Consider the following 15,363-nt stretch of genomic DNA (forward strand, 5'->3'; position numbering starts at 1 on the left):
GAAGTCTTCTGTAGTGTCTCCATGACACCACTCTACCACTACGCTTGAGGCATGGATGAGACAGCACGGATCACACTCCGACTCCCAAAAGACCTCCACGAACGCCTCGTTGAAGAGGCCCGCTCAGGTCGGCGGTCCCTCAATTCTGAGATCGTCCACCTGCTTGAGGTCGCCCTCAGCCCGGCGGGCGGAGACGACCAATCGCCCTGACGGCGATTGCTCTATCCAGTGCCCCGCTACGCGGGAGCTTCGATTCCCCCCGGCCTGAAGGCCGGGGCTTCCTCGAAGGGGACAAGGTGACATCCATCGGGACCCGTTGATAATCCCCGGGCGCCCGGGGAATGGCGCGCGGAAGAATGCGCGACAGCGACGTGATGGCCGGATCCGGTCCCTTGAGTGCGTGACGCCCGAATGACACGTCTGGGACATGTTCGCCACGCAGGGGCGTTGTGCCAGGAGGTAGATCCAGTCGCCTGCGGTGACACGGTGGTCTTGGCGCGTTGAGTGATCACCAACTGGCTGGGCACTGCGGGTCTGTGCGGAGGCGTTCGGGAACGGGCGCCGGGTTCGTGCCCCGCGCGCCCGGTTACGTGCCCTTGGGCACTGGTTGTGCGCGGGTGCAGGCTCTGTGATCACAGTCGGCCACGATGCAGGGGGTGATGTGGTGCCTGCGGGAGTGGTGAAGCGGTTCGGCCCTGAGCGAGGTGTTGGCCGCGTCGTGCTGGACGGCAAAGGGCCCGATGACGTTGTATGCCGGTCCGCAGTTCAAGGGCAGGGGGAGCGGGTGTTGCTCGCGGGCGAGCCGGTGGAGTTCGCCCTCACCGTCGACGCCGCGCGTGTCCGTGCGGACAACATCTGCCGCCTTTCGCCTCTGCCAGGGTGAGGCCCGCCGGACCGCACCCGGTGGGACAACCTCGGGCCCACCATCCGCCTGGACTCAGACCCGGGGCCGGGGCCGCACGGCCCCACCGCGGCCCCCGGGGCGGGCAATTCATGGAGTCTTCGCCCGGATGTCGCCCCTACGGGCCGTTCCTCCCCCTGTCCCGCGGCTAGCTTCCCAGACGATCACCCCGACGACCGTCCTCCGCGGAGACACCCATGTGCAGCCCCCTCCACCAGCCCGACGGACCGCTCCTGCCCGACGCCGGACGTCGTACGTTCCTGCGGGCCGCCGCGCTCACCGGTGCCGCCGCCGCGGCCGCGGGGCTCGGGTCCGCCGCCCCCGCAGCGGCTCTCCCCCGGCAGAACGCCGGTGCCGACACGGCCCGTTGGCGGCCCGATCCGGAGAGCCCCCGGTTCACGCTCGTCGTCATGCCCGACACCCAGTACCTCTTCGACGGGGCGAGTATCGACAAGGCACCGGTCGAGGCGTCGTTGCGTTATGTCCTCGATCACGGACGCGACGAGAACATTGTGTTCCTGTCCCATCTGGGCGACCTCACCGAGAGCGGCCGGGCCGACGAATTCGAGGCGATCGGCGAGGCGTTCGAGCTGCTCGACCGGCGACGGATCGGCTACAGCGTCGTCGCGGGCAACCACGACATCACGTCGTCCACCGACGACGGGCGCGGCCGCACCCCGTACCTGGACACCTTCGGTCCCCGGCGCATGCGGCGGCTGCCCACGTTCGGCGGGGCGACCCCGGACGGCTACAACACGTACCACGTGTTCCGCGCCGCCGGGCGGGAGTGGCTGGTGCTGGCGCTCGACTGGCGGCCGTCGGCGGCGTCCCTCGCCTGGGCGCGGAACGTCATCGCCGAGCACCCGGACACGCCGGTCGTCCTCACCACCCACGAGCTGGTGTACGCGAACGCCGACGGCGACGAGGCCGAATTCTCCGGCCACGGAGAGCATCTGTGGGACGAGCTGATAGCCGGGCACGACCAGATCTTCCTTACTCTCAACGGCCACTACTGGCCCGCCGGGCGCACCACCCGCAGGAACACCGCGGGCAACGACGTCCATCTGCACCTCACCAACTACCAGAACCGCTACTACGGCGGCAGCGCGATGATCCGCCTCTACCGCTTCGACCTGGCCAGGAACACCATCGACGTGGAGACGATCTCGCCGTGGATCCTCGGCCGGGCGGGTGAGCGGCTCAACGCACTGGAGCGCGGCGAGATCGAGCTGACCGGTCCGCAGGACCGGTTCGCCGTCCCGATCGACTTCGAGAAGCGGTTCGCCGGCTTCGCGCCCGTGCCCGTGCGCGGCCCCCGCCCGGCGGAGCGGCTGCTGATACCGGGCACCGTCGCCTACTGGCGCTTCGACTCGCCCGCGCACCCGGACGGTTCCGCCGCCGCCGCCGATCTGCGCGTCCCCGACCTGTCGGGGCACCGCAACGACCTGGTGCGCGAGGCCGTGCCCGGAAGCGCGCCCGACGCACTGCGCTGGTCCACCGGTCACCACCCCGACCAGCCCGGCCACGGCAGCCTCTACTTCGACGGCTCGAAGCCGCCGCTGCGGGGCGCGTATCTGCGTACGGAGGACAACGCACCGCTCAACACCAGGACCTTCAAATCCGGCTACACCATTGAGGCCTTCCTCCGCCTCCCCGCCGACTGGGACGCCGGACGCAACGCCTGGGGCGCCGTACTCGGCCGCCGGGGCACGCTCGCGGCCGCGGGCAAGACGGCCGGCGACCCGGACGAGCCCGTCGCCACCCTCTCCGTGTCGGACGGCCCCGGGCTCCAGTGGGCGGCGGCGCCGCTGAACCAGCCGGGGGCCGTCACCAACTGGAGCCATGAGCTGCCGCGCGACCGGTGGTGGCACGTGGCGGTCGTCAACGACGGCAAGCTCACGACGATGTACGTCGACGGCTGCGTCGTCGCCCGCAACCCCGCCACCCGCACCACCGGTCTCGCCACCGCGGGCCTGCCCTGGCTGCTCGGCGCCTATGAATACGGGGGCAGGCTCGACCAGTTGATGCACGGCTGGATCGGCGACATCCGGATCGTCGAACGCCCCCTGCGCGTACGTGATTTCATGATGGCGCGAACTGCATCGTCCCACTGACTGGGCAGTCAGTTGATGACAACCTGACCAGCGGCCATAATGCACGTGTAGCCCTTCACGCATCCCCCGTCGTGAAGGGCTACACCTGTTGCGGTGCATGCGCCTTCTGCCCGCGCCGACTTCACGAGCAGGGAGCTCCCCTCGTGGTTCCCTGCTCGTGTTTTTTCGAGTTAACAGTGACGTAAAGAGTTTGCGCAAGCCCGCTCCCGTGCGGCCCCCGCACGGCCCCCGTACCGCCTCGCGCTCACGCCTCCCGATCCGCGAACACCGCATCAGGATTCGTTACAGTACGAGCCCGTTGACGGAATCGATGACCGTGCGGCACCGGTCGGGCGGGGACGGATACGTGGGGGGCCGGATACGTGGGGGGCCGGATGGACATCGGCGAAGAGCGCGCACCGGAGCTGCGGACGTTGCGGCAGAAGGTCGAGTACATGATGGAGAAGACGTTCCCCGACCAGAAGATCTCGGGGCGGGTCTTCGCCGACCTGGTCAAGGAGCGCGGCGGCGCCCTCTCGCACAGCTACTTCTCCAACATCCTGGCCGGAAAGGTCACCCAGCCCTCCGAGGACATCCTCAAGGCGCTCGGCCTGGGCTTCGGCGTCGACTGGCGGTTCTTCAAGGAGGAGTCCGAGGTCGTCGACGACGTCGTCGCCGGGCTGCAGTTCCTCGCGAAACGGCGTACCGGGGAGATCAGCGGAGTGGCCGGACGCGGCCTCGACGAGGACGGTCTCCCGCCGGAGCTGGTGCAGTTCGCGCTCTCCTTGCTGGAGGACAACAAGGCCCAGCGGGTCACGACCAACAGCGCCACCGCCCCTGACGCGCCGGAGAAGTAGGGCTTCACGCCCCTGCGCGAACCGCGCAGGAGCGTGAAGCCGGGCCGGCCGACCGCGTACCGGACCCAGCACGTGCAGGCCCGCGCACAACGCCGATACCACCGGGCCGACCCCCACGCCCTCCCTGGAGGAGACCGCATGACCCGCACCGACACCACCGCCACCACGGACACCACCGTCGACGCCTGCGCCGACGCCTCGCCGGCCACCGGCGCCGCGCGCACCGTCACCGACATGTTCCAGCCCCGCAACGTCCTGCTGGTCGGCATGCTCGGCATCGGCCTGGCCGCCGCCGGTCACTGGACCGGGCTCCTCTGGGGATTCCTCGGCGCCCTGTGCGCCGGACTCGTTCCGGCCGGGTACATCGAATGGGAGCGCGGGCGCGGCACCTGGGGCGACCGCCATGTCGTCGACCGCACCAAGCGGGCCCCGATCTTCTTCGTCATCCTCGGCTCCATCGGCGCCGGTTCGCTGGTGATGGTCATGGGCCACGCCCCCACCGGCATCCTCGTGGCGATGCTCGCCCTCTGGGCGATGACCGTGATCATCCTGGCCGTCAACACGGTCTGGAAGATCTCGGTGGACGCCGCGGTCGCCTCGGCCGTCGTCGCGCTGCCCGCGGCGGTCCACTCGCCGTGGTGGCTGCTCGCCTACCCGATGACGGTCGCCGTGTGCTGGTCGCGGGTCGCGCTCGGGTACCACTCGGTGGCGCAGACGGTCGCCGGCGCGTCGCTGGGGGCCGCGACGGCGGGCGCGTTCCTGTTCGTCTGAAACGGAACCGGGGCGGCCGGGCACGGGCATCGGACCGACCGGCCACGGGTACAGGTGCCCCGTGCCGAACTTCGAGATCACCACCGCAAGCGCCGACGACCTCACGATGCTGGCCGAATGGGCCCACGCCGAGGGCTGGAACCCCGGCCTCACCGACCGCCACGCCTTCTTCGCCACCGACCCGCGCGGATTCCTGGTCGGCCGGCTCGGCGGCGATCCGGTCTCCTGCGTCTCCGTGGTCCGCTACGGCTCCGGCCACGGGTTCCTCGGCTTCTACCTCACCCGCCCCGAACTGCGCGGACAGGGGTACGGCAGCCGGCTCTGGCGGGCCGGCATGGCACGGCTGGACGGGCGCAACATCGGCCTGGACGGGGTGGTGGCCCAGCAGCCCAACTACCGTAAATCCGGCTTCCGTTCCGTCTGGACGACCAGGCGTTACGAGGGCCGGCCGCCCACCGGCCCGACCGCCCCGCCCGGCACCGTCCTCGTCGACGCCCGCACCCTCCCCTTCGACCGGCTGGCCGACTACGACCGCCGCTTCTTCCCCGCCGAACGCGACAGCTTCCTCGCGCCGTGGATCGCCGGGCCCACCCGCACCTCGCTCGCCGCCGTCCGCGACGGGGAGCTGCGCGGCCTCGCCGTACTGCGCCCCTGCCGCACGTCGTCCCGCATCGGCCCGGTGTACGCGGAGTCGCCCGAGGTGGCCGGTGCCCTGGTCGGCGCGCTCGCGGCCGGCGATCCGGACACCGCGGTGGCGATCGACGTGCCCGACGTCAACCCGGCGGCGGTGCGCCTCGCGCAACAGCTGGGCCTCACCCCGTCGTTCGAGACCGCCCGGATGTACACCGGCCCGTCACCGGACGTCGACCACTCCGGGCTGTTCGGCATCACCAGCCTGGAGCTGGGCTGACGAGCCGACCCCGGACCGGGAGGTGGCGGCGCCCGTGCGGGGCCGGGTGCGCGAGGCCAGTACCGCGATGTCGTCCTCGGCACCCGGTCCGAACCGTTCGAGCACCCCGTCGAGCAGGGCGTCGAGGCTGCCGCTCGCGGGCAGAGCCAGTTCCCGGAGGCGGCCGACCGAGACGTCGATGTCCTCGCCGCGCCGCTCCACCAGACCGTCGGTGTACAGGAACAGCACGGTGCCCGGCCCGAACTCCACGGAAGCCGTCCGGTACCCGCCGAACCCGGTACCGAGGGGAGGGCCCACCGGTACCCCGCCGCACACCCTGGTCCCGGCCCTCCCGGGATCGATGAGCACCGGCGGCAGATGTCCGGCGCTCGCCACCTCGCACACCGTGCCGGATTGGTCGACGACGACCAGCAGGCAGGTCGCCGCCCGGTCCGTTCCGGACCGTTCGACCATCCGGTCCAGCCGTTCCAGGATCCGGTGCGGTGGCAGCTCGTCGTCGGCGAACATCCGCAACAGCGAGCGGTAGTGGCTCATGGCGACCGCCGCCTCCACGCCGTGGCCCATCACATCGCCCATCGCCTCCAGGTGGCGGCCGTCCCGCAGCGGGATGACGTCGAACCAGTCGCCGCCGACCATCACACTCCGGTCGGCCGGCAGATAGCGGGTGGCGATCTCGATGTGCGGGTGCGGCGGGCGCGGCTCGGACAGCAGGGAGCGCTGGAGTTCCAGGGCGATGGTGTGCTCGTGGCCGTACCGGCGGGCGTGGTCGAGATCGACGGCGGCCCGGCCGGCGAGCTCCCGGGCGACCACCACGTCCTCGTCCGTGAAGACGGGTGAGTCCCCCGCCCGGATCAGGGCGAGGACGCCGAGCGGACGGCCGCGCAGGCCGACGGGCACGATGACCGCCGAGTGCATCCCGAGGGCACGGTAGGCGGCGACCCGTTCGGGGGCGGGGGCGGAGCGCCTGAGCTGTTCATCGGTGGTGTTGTTCTCGACGACCGGCTGATTGGCCGCCAGGCAGCGCTGTACGGCCGCCGCCTCCTGGTAGTCGACGTACTCACCGGTCAGCCCGAACCCCGGCAGCCCGGCGCGCAGCCCGGCCACCGCCGTCAGCGCCGCCCGGCGCAGCCGCAGCACGCCGGGGGGTGCGGGGCGGACCGGGGCGGCGACATCGGGCGGGAAGACCTCGACCGTGGCGAGGTCCGCCAGCCCCGGCACGACGAGGTCGACGAGTTCCGCGCACGTGGTGTCCATGTCGAGCGTGGTGCCGATCCGGGTGGCCGCGGCGTCCAGCATCGTCATGTGCCGCCGGGCCTGCTCCAGCTCGCGCCGCCCCTGTTCCGAGCCCATCACCTCCAGCACGATCCCGGCCAGGCCCATGATCTGCCCGTCGACCTCCAGCCGGTGGTACGCCGCGTGCCAGTACCGCCGGCCCCCGCCCACCGAAGCGGCGGTGTAACCGCTGGTGGTGATCTCGCGGGGCTTCCCGTCGGCGAGCACGGCCCGCATCATGTCCTCGCCCGCGTCGACCCCCGGGAGGACCTCGGCCACGGTGCGTCCGAGGTGTTCGGCGGCCGGCACGCCGTTGATCCGTTCGAGGGCCGGGTTGACGTACAGATAACGCAGCTCCGTATCGAGCACGCCGACGCCCGCCACGGTGCCTTTGACCAGGGCCGCCGCGGCCTCGGGGTCGAAGGGCACCACGCTGTGGACGTACACATCGGCCGACACGTCAACCTCCTGGGGCGGGGGTACGGACCTCCCGCCGCCCAGGCCTCAATCGTCGGCCGCCCGCCCCCGCCACGCATCCGCAGCCGTGCCCCGCCACGTCCTCGTCCGCCGGACTCCAGAACACCGGCCCACCTCCGCGCGGCCCCCCTACAGTCTCTGCGCGGCCCCGTACAGCCTCCGTACGGCCCCTCCGTACGGAGGCTCCCGGCCTCCGTACGGCTTCCGTCTGCACGGCCCGCGCACAGCCCACAGGTCCCGGGCGCGGGAACGCCCGGGATTCCCTGTCAGGGCTCAGGCGAGCGGGTGCGACGTCCGGCCGGACGCCTCGTCGATCTCGTCGTGCGCCTTCGTCAGCATCTTCATCGCCAGCTCATTGAGTGCTCTGGCTCCCGCGATCTCCTCGCCCACCCTCGGCTGTTCCTTGTCGGACGGGTGGCGGCTCGCATAGCCGTGCGCCCGCACCTCGGCACCGTCCGGAAGCCGCACCAGTGCGGCCGCCCGGGTGCGGTGACTGTCCTCCTCGAATTCCAGCTCCACATGCCACCCGACAGCTGTGTGCATCATGACCATCACCTCCCTACCAGGGTGCGCCCGTTCCCCCGCCCCTGCACCACGGACCGGACGGGCGCCCGGGCCGGTCCCCGGGCCAGTCCCCGGGCCGGGCGCGGCCCATCCGGTCGACGTCGAGGGTTCCACGGACCGCCGAGGCGTCCGGCGGAAGCCGGAGGGCCGCCGTGACCTCCTCGGGGAGCGGGCCCAGGCCGAGCAGGCCGGTGGTGATCCGGGTCGTCAGCGCGTGCCAGGTACCGGCGCGCCGGAGCATCGCGTGGTCGCTGCCCCGGATCGCGACCAGGCAGGCACGCGCACCGGACCGGCGGGCGCGGGCGGTGAGGGACTGGGACGCCCGGGGGTTCGTGATGCGGTCGCGGGTGCTGTGCAGCAGGACGACGTCGCGGGCGGCGAGCTGGGCGACCGGGTCCTCGGCCGGGCACCACGGGGCGAGGCCCACCACCCCGCGCACCAGCGGATGGCCTGCGGCGCGCAGGGCGGCACGGGCGCCCATCGAGTGGCCGACCAGGACCACCGGGATCTCACCGGCCTCGCGGCGCAGGGTGTCGAGGGCGCGTACGGCGTCGTGGAACGGGTCCTCGCGGGGACCGTTCCAGCCGCGGCGGGTGTAGCGGACGGCGCGTACGAGAACATCCGCGGCGCCGTCGCCCGTGGCCCGGGCGACGGCCTGCTCGAACGGGCGCATCCGCACGGCGGGCACGTTCAGCAGGCCGGGCGGGGGCGCGCCCAGGCCCGTTTCGGCGCCGCCGTGCAGCAGGAGCACGGCCGCGGACGGTGGTCGGCGGACTGTCATACGTACCTCCTGGTGCGGTAACCGGTCCCATGACGAGCATGCTGTACGAAGCACGGGTTCGAAGACGCCCGCGGCATCGGATCACGGAGGAACCGACATGGGATCATCACCACAACTCGGCCGGGCCGTCCCGGATTTCACGCTGCCGGGCGGTGTGCTCACGGGCGAGACGTTCGAGCGCCGCGACTACACCCTCTCCGCGGCCCGCGGCCGCGCCGTGGTCCTGGCCTTCTATCCGGGCGACAACACGGCCGTCTGCACCAAGCAGCTCTGCTCGTACTCCTCGGGCCTGGAGACCTTCGGCGAGCTGGACGCCGAGGTCTGGGGAATCAGTCCACAGGGTGTGGACAGTCACGAGTCGTTCGCCCACTCCCACGGACTTCGGATGCCGCTGCTCGCGGACACCGGACGGGAGACCGCACGGGCGTACGGCGTCGCGGCGCCCGGGATCGGGGTGCGCCGCGCGGTCTTCCTCGTCGGGCCCGACGGCGTACTGCGCTGGAAGCATGTCGCGCTGCTCGGAGCCACGTTCCAGTCGCTGGACACACTGGCCGAACAACTCTCCGGCATCAAGAGCACGTAAAAGATTGCCGGAACCCGGCAGTATTCGCTGCCGGATATGTGTGGGATCATCCAGCCAGTTCGACGGAAATGTTCGAGGCAGAGACGTCCGGGGGACGTGATCGGGAAAACCGTGATCGCGGAACCCATGGATCGGGGAGGGTGACCGCATGACGTTGTTTCTCGGTCTCGGCATCGCGGGAGTCGTTCTGCTCGCGCTGTCCCTGATCTTCGACGGCCTCCTCGAAGGTCTCTTCGGAGGCCTACTGGACGGCCTCTTCGACGGCCTCCTCTCCCTCCCCGTCATCGCCGGATTCCTCTCGATGCTCGGCTTCGGCGGCGCGATCGTGCTCGGCACCACCGGTGCCGGTACGGTCGCCGCGACCGCCGCCGGAGTGCTGGCCGGAATCGTCGCAGCCTGGCTGACCTGGAAGTTCAGCCGGGCCCTGATGCGCGACCAGACCAGCGCCACCCCGCGCGGCACCGATCTCGTCGGCACGTCCGGCTCGGTCGTCACCGCCATCCCGGCCGACGGCTACGGCGAGGTCCTGCTGCGCATGGCGGGCCAGACCGTGAAGCTGGCGGCGAAGAGTCCGGTGCCGGTCGAACGCGGCACCGAGATCTGGGTGGAGGCCACGCTGTCGGCCACCTCGGTCGCGGTCCGCCCCGTCGAGCGCTGACCACCGCCCGAGCCGATACGGATACACCGCCCGAAAACAACTGCCGTCCCCGCAGGGAGGCAGGGGGGACCCCCTTATGAGCCCAGTCGTGACCGCAGTCGTCGGAGTCGTCGTACTCCTCGTACTCCTCGCCCTCGTCGTCATCACCCGCTACAAGGTCGCCGGACCCAGCGAGGCATTCATCATCACCGGCCGCCGCGGCAAGAAATCCACCGACCCGGTGACCGGCCGCACCAGCATCGACAACAGCGGTCAGAAGGTCGTCGTCGGCGGCGGCGTCTTCGTCGTCCCGTTCGTCCAGCAGAAGTTCACCCTGGACCTGTCCAGCCGGCACATCCCGGTGGCCGTGCGCGGAGCCGTCACCCTGCGCGGGGTGAAGTCCCACCTCGAAGGCGTCGCGATCGTCAAGGTCGGCGGCAGCGAGGAAGCGATCCGGGCCGCCGCCCAGCGCTTCCTCCAGCAGCAGGACGGCATCGTCGGCTTCACCCAGGAAGTGCTCTCCGGCGCGCTGCGCGCCATCGTCGGCCGGATGTCGGTCGAGGACATCATCCGGGACCGTGCCGCGTTCGCCGGCCAGGTCGCCGAGGAGGCCGAGGCCAGCCTCTCCGGGCAGGGCCTGATCCTGGACGCCTTCCAGATCCAGGACATCACCACCGAGGGCTCCTACCTCGAAGACCTCGGCCGCCCCGAGGCCGCCCGCGCCAAGCAGGAGGCGGACATCGCCGAGGCGATCGCCAAGCGCGCCTCCGAGCAGGCCCGGCTCAAGGCCGCCGAGGAGATCGCCATCGCCGAGCGGACCTTCTACCTCAAGCAGGCCGAGATCAAGGCCGAGACGGAAGCCGCCGCCGCCAAGGCCAACGCGGCGGGCCCGCTCGCCGAGGCGGCCCGCCAGCAGGAAGTCCTGGAGGAGCAGGAGAAGGTCGCCCAGCGCCAGGCCGCGCTGACCGACCGCGAACTCGACACCAAGGTCCGCAAGCCCGCCGACGCCGCCCGCTACCAGGCCGAGCAGGAGGCCGAGGCCCGCCGGATCGCCCAGGTCAAGGAGGCCGAGGCGGACGCCGAGCGCTCCCGGCTCACGGGTCAGGGCGAGAAGCTGCACCGCTCGGCCCTCGCCGACGCCGTGCGCATCGAGGGCGAGGCGGAAGCCGCGGCCATCGCGGCCAAGGGTGCGGCCGAGGCCGAGGCCATGCAGAAGAAGGCGGACGCATTCGACCGGTACGGCGACGCGGCCGTGCTCCAGATGCTGGTCGAGGTGCTGCCGCACGTCGTCGCCAAGGCGTCCGAGCCGCTGAGCGCCATCGACAAGATGACCGTCATCTCCACGGACGGCGCGAGCCAGCTGTCGCGCACGGTCACGGACAACGTCGCCCAGGGCATGGAACTCCTCAGCTCCACCACCGGAGTCGACCTGGCGGCCCTGCTGAAGAACCTCAAGGGCGGTACGGCAGCCGCGGCTTCGGCCGGTCTGCCCGACCGGGCCCCGGACACGGCCACTGCCGCGTCCCCCGACGGGAAGATCGAGATCACCGACTGATCCGGCCCGCTCCCCGCCCGTGCCCGGCCGACAGCGCTCCGTACCGCACCGGCCGGGCACGGGCACGTCCGGACCAGTGGAAACCCGGCGCCCGGCGTCAGCCCGTCAGGTCCACCCGCACCGTCAACAGGTCGGTCCCCAGGGCCCGCACCGCCGCGCTGTTGCCACGCGGCAGCACCTTGAGCCGGGCACGGGCGTCGTCCTGGGGAAGCAGGTGGGCGGTGCCCTTGTACCACCGGCCCTTGATCCGGACCCGGACCCGGGGATCGGCCTGGATGTTGCGTACGTACTGCGACTTCTCGCCGTACTCCGAAACCAGCCAGAACGCCTGGCCCACGCGCCGGCCGCCGACCGGGGTGCGGCGCGGGAGGCCGGAGGTGCGGCCCGTCGTCTCCACGAGGGTCTGGAACGGCAACCGTCTGGTGACCGGGTTGGCGACATACCGCTGGAACGACGTGACCGTCCGGAACTTGAGCTCTCGACTGCGCGACATGCGTGCCCCTTCCACCCGTTGCCTGCGTGCCGATGTACCGCTGCGCCGGAGGTCGCCGACGACTGCCGCCCCGAGCGTAGGGTCTGGCGACGCCGGGGCGGCACCACACGCGCACGCAGCGGCCGGACCCGCCCGTTCGGCACGCGAACGGAGCCCTGTCAGCCTCTCTCGCCGCCGCCCTCGCCCCGCTCCCCCGCGACCGACGCCAGCCGCTCCCTCCACGGCAGGGGGGCGGGCTCGGCAGCCTCCCTCTCGATCCGCCGAGCGGCCCAGTACGCCTGGTTAGCCTCGCGGGCGCAGGGCCCGCACATCGTCTCGTCCGCAAGCGGCCGGAAGACGTGTTCACTGCCCTCCCCCTCACAGACGATGAACGGCCGAACGGGCCGCGCCACCACCGGCGGCGGCGTCGGCGCAGCAGGTGCCGGAAGCTTCTGTACGAGCCGGTGGCGCAGAAATCCCACCGCCGACCGCACCCCGTCCCGGGGCAGCTCGCAGGAGAGTGCCCGCCGCAGATCCGCCGAGCCCACCCCACGCCGAATCCACTCGCCGGCCAACTCGGCCAGACCCCGCGCCTCCCGGACCCCGAGGTGCAGTTGCGGATTCGTGTGCCGCAGCGAGAGCAACACCTGTTCGCCCTCCCCGACTTCGGCTCGCACAGCGGACCGCTGTTCGGACTCCTCGCGAGCCTCGGTGCCTTCGGAGGGTGGGTGGGAGTAGTTCTCCCCACGTTCTTCATCTACCGGTTCATAGCCACCGACCGGCCGAACCCCCGGCTGACCGACCACCGGAACCCGCGCACCCGGACGGTCGGCGGAGGCGGCACCCACCCAGGACTCCCGGACCACCCTGGCCTCGTCGTCCGTGAGCGGGACGTTGGCGAAGAGCTGGTCGGTCACCCAGAACCCGCGCTCCCCCTGCCGCTTCCACTCATGCACGAACCCGTTCGTGATCAGCTGCCCCTTGGCCCTCTGGTAGGCCCTGCCGGTGATCCCGAGCTTCTTCGCGTGCTCGCTGAGCGCCTTGTCGGCCTGCGCTTCGGGGAGCCCCTGTACGTACAGGAGAAGAATCTTCGCGTCACTGCTCAGACGCGGATGCCGCACAACATCGTGCGAAGCCTTCGTGTAGCGCCGAGAGGGCGCGATAGCATGCCAAAGCATCCCGGTGGACCGTTCTTCCACTCGCGGTGAAGGCCCTCGGTGCGGTGCTCGTAACACCCCCGGGGGCCGCCCCATGCATGCATATGCACAGAGCGTGATGACGCGATCACCGTACCGCATGGGATCGGCCCCCTGCACCAGAACCGAGAACTCGGATACGAAGCAGTCGGGAGCGACGCATTCCCGCAGCACCGCCCGTGCGGCTTCAGGGGAGGGGCCGGCCGGGGAGGTAAGCGGCATCTGCCCGGTGGTGGTGCGCCATGGCCGATGAGTTGGCCCGCGGGCATGCGGTTACGGTCCTGGCGTCCGAGGTGCAGTTGTCGCCCGCTGAGGCCGCTGAGCTTCTGGGCCTGTCTCGGCCATTCGTCGCCCGCCTGCTCGACGCCGGTGACATCCCGTCGATGAACCTGCCCGGCAGCAGTCACCGCGTGGTCCGCCTTGCGGACGTGCTGGCGTTCCAGCAGCAGCGCGAGCGCCGCAGGGAGGGGCGGCGCCAGATCGCCGATGCCTTGGAGGGCGTCGACCTGCCCTATTGATGTGGGTGTCACCGGCAGCCGTGAAAGAGAAGAAGGGCGGGCCGTCGAGTAGGAACCCGCGGTTGTCAGCCGGCTTTGGCTGGCCAAGACGGGTCTGGTTCCGTGCAGCTCAGCTGTGGTTGACGCTGGATGCGACCTCGCGGGTCATACGTAGGTTGGGCAGCTTTCCTTGCCAAAGCTCTCGCTCGCCCGTGATCTCGAATCCGTGGCGTTGGTAGAAGCGGACCGCGCTGTCGTTGTAGTCAGTGACCCATAGGCATATGGGTGCGGCTCCGGCCCAGATGAGGAACTCGGTCATCATTCGGCCACCGAGTCCCTGGCCCTGGACGTGCTTCAGCACATACATGGGCCCGAGGGTGACCACCTCGCCGCGGCGCCCGCAGAGAACGCCGACGATCTCGGTATCGGAACGGACAACACGGCAGAACAGCAGGTCCGGTTGGTCGTTCGCGGCCTCGATGAACTCCCGCCACTGGATGATGCCTTCCGCGGTGGCTGCCGAGCCACGATGCTCACGGATCCAGTCCTCGTCGATCCCCAGCTCCGGGTTGGGGTATGTCTGCAGCCACGCTCTCAGCAGCAACGGCCCCAACCACGCGGAATTGTCCGGACGAGCGGATTCGATCACGTAGGTCATGACAACGATTTTCGTCGATCAACCACTGCCTCAGGCCGCTCAGACACAGATCAGCCGACTCTGGCAAACTGTTCCGTTCGCGCCCTGGTGCTGGCGAGCCGGTAGGAGTCGGTGCCGGTCTGGGGCTACCTGCCTTCGCCGACCTCCTGACGGGGCGCCTCGGGTGCCGAATGAGGTGATGTGGCGCGAAGGCGGCACGCGGCGCCTGAGTACGGCTTCGTCGATCGTTGTCGCCGCAGGAAGCGTGTTTCCGACGCGGGACCCGAACCGGGGAGGTGGCTGAAGCCGTGGAGTCGACCGCCCCAGCCACAGTGGGTTTTCTCATGGGTCCGGGCCCGCGCGCGAGCCCCTTGATGAAGTAGGGAAAGTTCTGCCGCGCTGGGAGCGGGCGCTTCCGGCTTCAGTCGTCAGGCTCGTTCCCGTGCCGCCAGCGCCGGGATCGTTGCGATCTTCTCCGCCGTAAGGGCCGACCAGTCCACTCCTGACGGTCGGTGGGGGCTCGGGCAGACGATGGTCTCGTCGGGAGTCACGATCAGGTCGACGCTTACGTCGTGGTCGGTGGTGGGGATCGGGGTGTCGGTCACCTGGAGTGTGTGGACAGTGGTGACAACAAGCGTCTGCGGTGTCACCAGGCCGGCCTCGGTGAGCAGGGCGAACTCGATGTCGGAGTAGCCGGCGCCCTTGCCGATGCGGGCGCCGTCGCGGTTGACGGCGACGCTGCCGAGGATGATCAGGTCCAGAGGGCGGAGGGCGTCGACCTCGACAGTGGGAGCGATGGTGGCTGCGTTGTGGCTGGCTGCGGCCTCGGCAGGTGAGACGGTGAGGGCGGCCGGGTCGAGGAGGTAGAAAGGCTTGAGGGTCGCCAGCTTCGGGACCGCCATGTAGACGGTCTTCCTCTCCTCCAGAGCCCTTGCGCGGACCGGTAGTTGGGCCTTGTCCGGCACGGCCTTGACGACACTCGCGCGTTGCCAGGCCGGGAGCGCCGCGAGTCGGGCCGCGGCATCCTCGGCACCCTTGAAGTTGGGGATGCGGCCGTGAACGGAGGCGTCGTGAACGGCATCCGCGGCGGTCAAGGCATCCCATACCTGAGTGCGTACCGCCTGCTTGGCGTGGTCCAGGGAACTGCCTGCCACCGGTGT

16 protein-coding genes are annotated in these 15,363 nt (G+C 70.7%); 9 read left to right on the forward strand and 7 right to left on the reverse strand.

Going from position 1 to position 15,363, the window contains the following annotated elements:
• The first annotated feature begins 51 nt into the window (after positions 1-51).
• From ACF08M_RS21625 to ACF08M_RS21645, 5 genes are all read left to right on the forward strand, one after another.
• Complete coding sequence (locus ACF08M_RS21625; protein WP_392186875.1) at positions 52-210, forward strand: Arc family DNA-binding protein; 159 nt, start codon at positions 52-54, stop codon at positions 208-210.
• An 888-nt stretch (positions 211-1,098) separates the two neighbouring features.
• Positions 1,099-3,015 (forward strand): LamG-like jellyroll fold domain-containing protein, encoded by a 1,917-nt coding sequence (locus ACF08M_RS21630; protein ID WP_392186876.1) that lies wholly within the window; start codon positions 1,099-1,101, stop codon positions 3,013-3,015.
• A 374-nt stretch (positions 3,016-3,389) separates the two neighbouring features.
• Entirely contained in the window at positions 3,390-3,851 is a 462-nt protein-coding gene (locus ACF08M_RS21635; RefSeq protein WP_392186877.1) for a hypothetical protein, read from the forward strand.
• Positions 3,852-3,989: 138 nt separating this feature from the next.
• Positions 3,990-4,622: a hypothetical protein gene (locus ACF08M_RS21640; protein WP_392186878.1), complete on the forward strand. Its 633-nt coding sequence runs from the start codon at positions 3,990-3,992 to the stop codon at positions 4,620-4,622.
• A gap of 61 nt (positions 4,623-4,683) precedes the next feature.
• Positions 4,684-5,532, forward strand: a complete 849-nt coding sequence (locus ACF08M_RS21645; RefSeq protein ID WP_392186879.1) for a GNAT family N-acetyltransferase — start codon at positions 4,684-4,686, stop codon at positions 5,530-5,532.
• On the opposite strand, the gene ACF08M_RS21650 is transcribed toward ACF08M_RS21645, so the two are convergent.
• The 3 genes from ACF08M_RS21650 to ACF08M_RS21660 form a co-directional block, all read right to left on the reverse strand.
• Entirely contained in the window at positions 5,476-7,263 is a 1,788-nt protein-coding gene (locus tag ACF08M_RS21650; RefSeq protein ID WP_392186880.1) for a SpoIIE family protein phosphatase, read from the reverse strand. The genes ACF08M_RS21645 and ACF08M_RS21650 overlap by 57 nt on opposite strands.
• A 291-nt stretch (positions 7,264-7,554) precedes the next feature.
• Entirely contained in the window at positions 7,555-7,827 is a 273-nt protein-coding gene (locus tag ACF08M_RS21655; protein WP_392186881.1) for a DUF1876 domain-containing protein, read from the reverse strand.
• Between the two features lie 13 nt (positions 7,828-7,840).
• Positions 7,841-8,626, reverse strand: coding sequence for an alpha/beta fold hydrolase (locus ACF08M_RS21660; RefSeq protein WP_392186882.1), 786 nt, complete (start codon positions 8,624-8,626; stop codon positions 7,841-7,843).
• 97 nt (positions 8,627-8,723) lie between these two features.
• Here ACF08M_RS21660 and ACF08M_RS21665 point away from each other — a divergent pair, with 97 nt between their 5' ends.
• From ACF08M_RS21665 to ACF08M_RS21675, 3 genes are all read left to right on the forward strand, one after another.
• Complete coding sequence (locus ACF08M_RS21665) at positions 8,724-9,209, forward strand: peroxiredoxin (protein WP_392186883.1); 486 nt, start codon at positions 8,724-8,726, stop codon at positions 9,207-9,209.
• 148 nt (positions 9,210-9,357) lie between these two features.
• Positions 9,358-9,867 (forward strand): hypothetical protein, encoded by a 510-nt coding sequence (locus ACF08M_RS21670; RefSeq protein WP_392186884.1) that lies wholly within the window; start codon positions 9,358-9,360, stop codon positions 9,865-9,867.
• Between the two features lie 76 nt (positions 9,868-9,943).
• A complete protein-coding gene (locus ACF08M_RS21675; protein ID WP_392186885.1) occupies positions 9,944-11,401 on the forward strand; it encodes a flotillin family protein in 1,458 nt (485 codons plus the stop codon).
• Positions 11,402-11,498: 97 nt separating this feature from the next.
• Here ACF08M_RS21675 and ACF08M_RS21680 read toward each other — a convergent pair whose 3' ends face one another.
• A complete protein-coding gene (locus ACF08M_RS21680) occupies positions 11,499-11,894 on the reverse strand; it encodes a nitroreductase/quinone reductase family protein (protein WP_392186886.1) in 396 nt (131 codons plus the stop codon).
• 158 nt (positions 11,895-12,052) lie between these two features.
• Entirely contained in the window at positions 12,053-13,051 is a 999-nt protein-coding gene (locus ACF08M_RS21685; RefSeq protein ID WP_392186887.1) for a hypothetical protein, read from the reverse strand.
• Positions 13,052-13,311: 260 nt separating this feature from the next.
• On the opposite strand from ACF08M_RS21685, the gene ACF08M_RS21690 reads away from it, so the two are divergent.
• Entirely contained in the window at positions 13,312-13,587 is a 276-nt protein-coding gene (locus tag ACF08M_RS21690; protein ID WP_392186888.1) for a helix-turn-helix domain-containing protein, read from the forward strand.
• Between the two features lie 109 nt (positions 13,588-13,696).
• On the opposite strand, the gene ACF08M_RS21695 is transcribed toward ACF08M_RS21690, so the two are convergent.
• Positions 13,697-14,224 (reverse strand): GNAT family N-acetyltransferase, encoded by a 528-nt coding sequence (locus tag ACF08M_RS21695; protein ID WP_392186889.1) that lies wholly within the window; start codon positions 14,222-14,224, stop codon positions 13,697-13,699.
• Between the two features lie 407 nt (positions 14,225-14,631).
• Positions 14,632-15,357, reverse strand: a complete 726-nt coding sequence (locus ACF08M_RS21700; protein WP_392186890.1) for a 5-formyltetrahydrofolate cyclo-ligase — start codon at positions 15,355-15,357, stop codon at positions 14,632-14,634.
• Positions 15,358-15,363: the final 6 nt, after the last annotated feature.

The organism is Streptomyces sp. NPDC015032, assembly GCF_043080425.1.
GTDB lineage: Bacteria > Actinomycetota > Actinomycetes > Streptomycetales > Streptomycetaceae > Streptomyces.

Bases quoted from the DNA above. Each gene is read 5' to 3' on its own strand.
- ACF08M_RS21625 (WP_392186875.1), top strand. From the start codon at position 52: ATGGATGAGACAGCACGGATCACACTCCGACTCCCAAAAGACCTCCAC.
- ACF08M_RS21640 (WP_392186878.1), top strand. From the start codon at position 3,990: ATGACCCGCACCGACACCACCGCCACCACGGACACCACCGTCGACGCC.
- ACF08M_RS21695 (WP_392186889.1), bottom strand. From the start codon at position 14,224: ATGACCTACGTGATCGAATCCGCTCGTCCGGACAATTCCGCGTGGTTG.
- ACF08M_RS21635 (WP_392186877.1), top strand. From the start codon at position 3,390: ATGGACATCGGCGAAGAGCGCGCACCGGAGCTGCGGACGTTGCGGCAG.
- ACF08M_RS21630 (WP_392186876.1), top strand. From the start codon at position 1,099: ATGTGCAGCCCCCTCCACCAGCCCGACGGACCGCTCCTGCCCGACGCC.
- ACF08M_RS21655 (WP_392186881.1), bottom strand. From the start codon at position 7,827: ATGATGCACACAGCTGTCGGGTGGCATGTGGAGCTGGAATTCGAGGAG.
- ACF08M_RS21685 (WP_392186887.1), bottom strand. From the start codon at position 13,051: ATGCTTTGGCATGCTATCGCGCCCTCTCGGCGCTACACGAAGGCTTCG.
- ACF08M_RS21660 (WP_392186882.1), bottom strand. From the start codon at position 8,626: ATGACAGTCCGCCGACCACCGTCCGCGGCCGTGCTCCTGCTGCACGGC.
- ACF08M_RS21670 (WP_392186884.1), top strand. From the start codon at position 9,358: ATGACGTTGTTTCTCGGTCTCGGCATCGCGGGAGTCGTTCTGCTCGCG.
- ACF08M_RS21680 (WP_392186886.1), bottom strand. From the start codon at position 11,894: ATGTCGCGCAGTCGAGAGCTCAAGTTCCGGACGGTCACGTCGTTCCAG.
- ACF08M_RS21675 (WP_392186885.1), top strand. From the start codon at position 9,944: ATGAGCCCAGTCGTGACCGCAGTCGTCGGAGTCGTCGTACTCCTCGTA.
- ACF08M_RS21690 (WP_392186888.1), top strand. From the start codon at position 13,312: ATGGCCGATGAGTTGGCCCGCGGGCATGCGGTTACGGTCCTGGCGTCC.
- ACF08M_RS21665 (WP_392186883.1), top strand. From the start codon at position 8,724: ATGGGATCATCACCACAACTCGGCCGGGCCGTCCCGGATTTCACGCTG.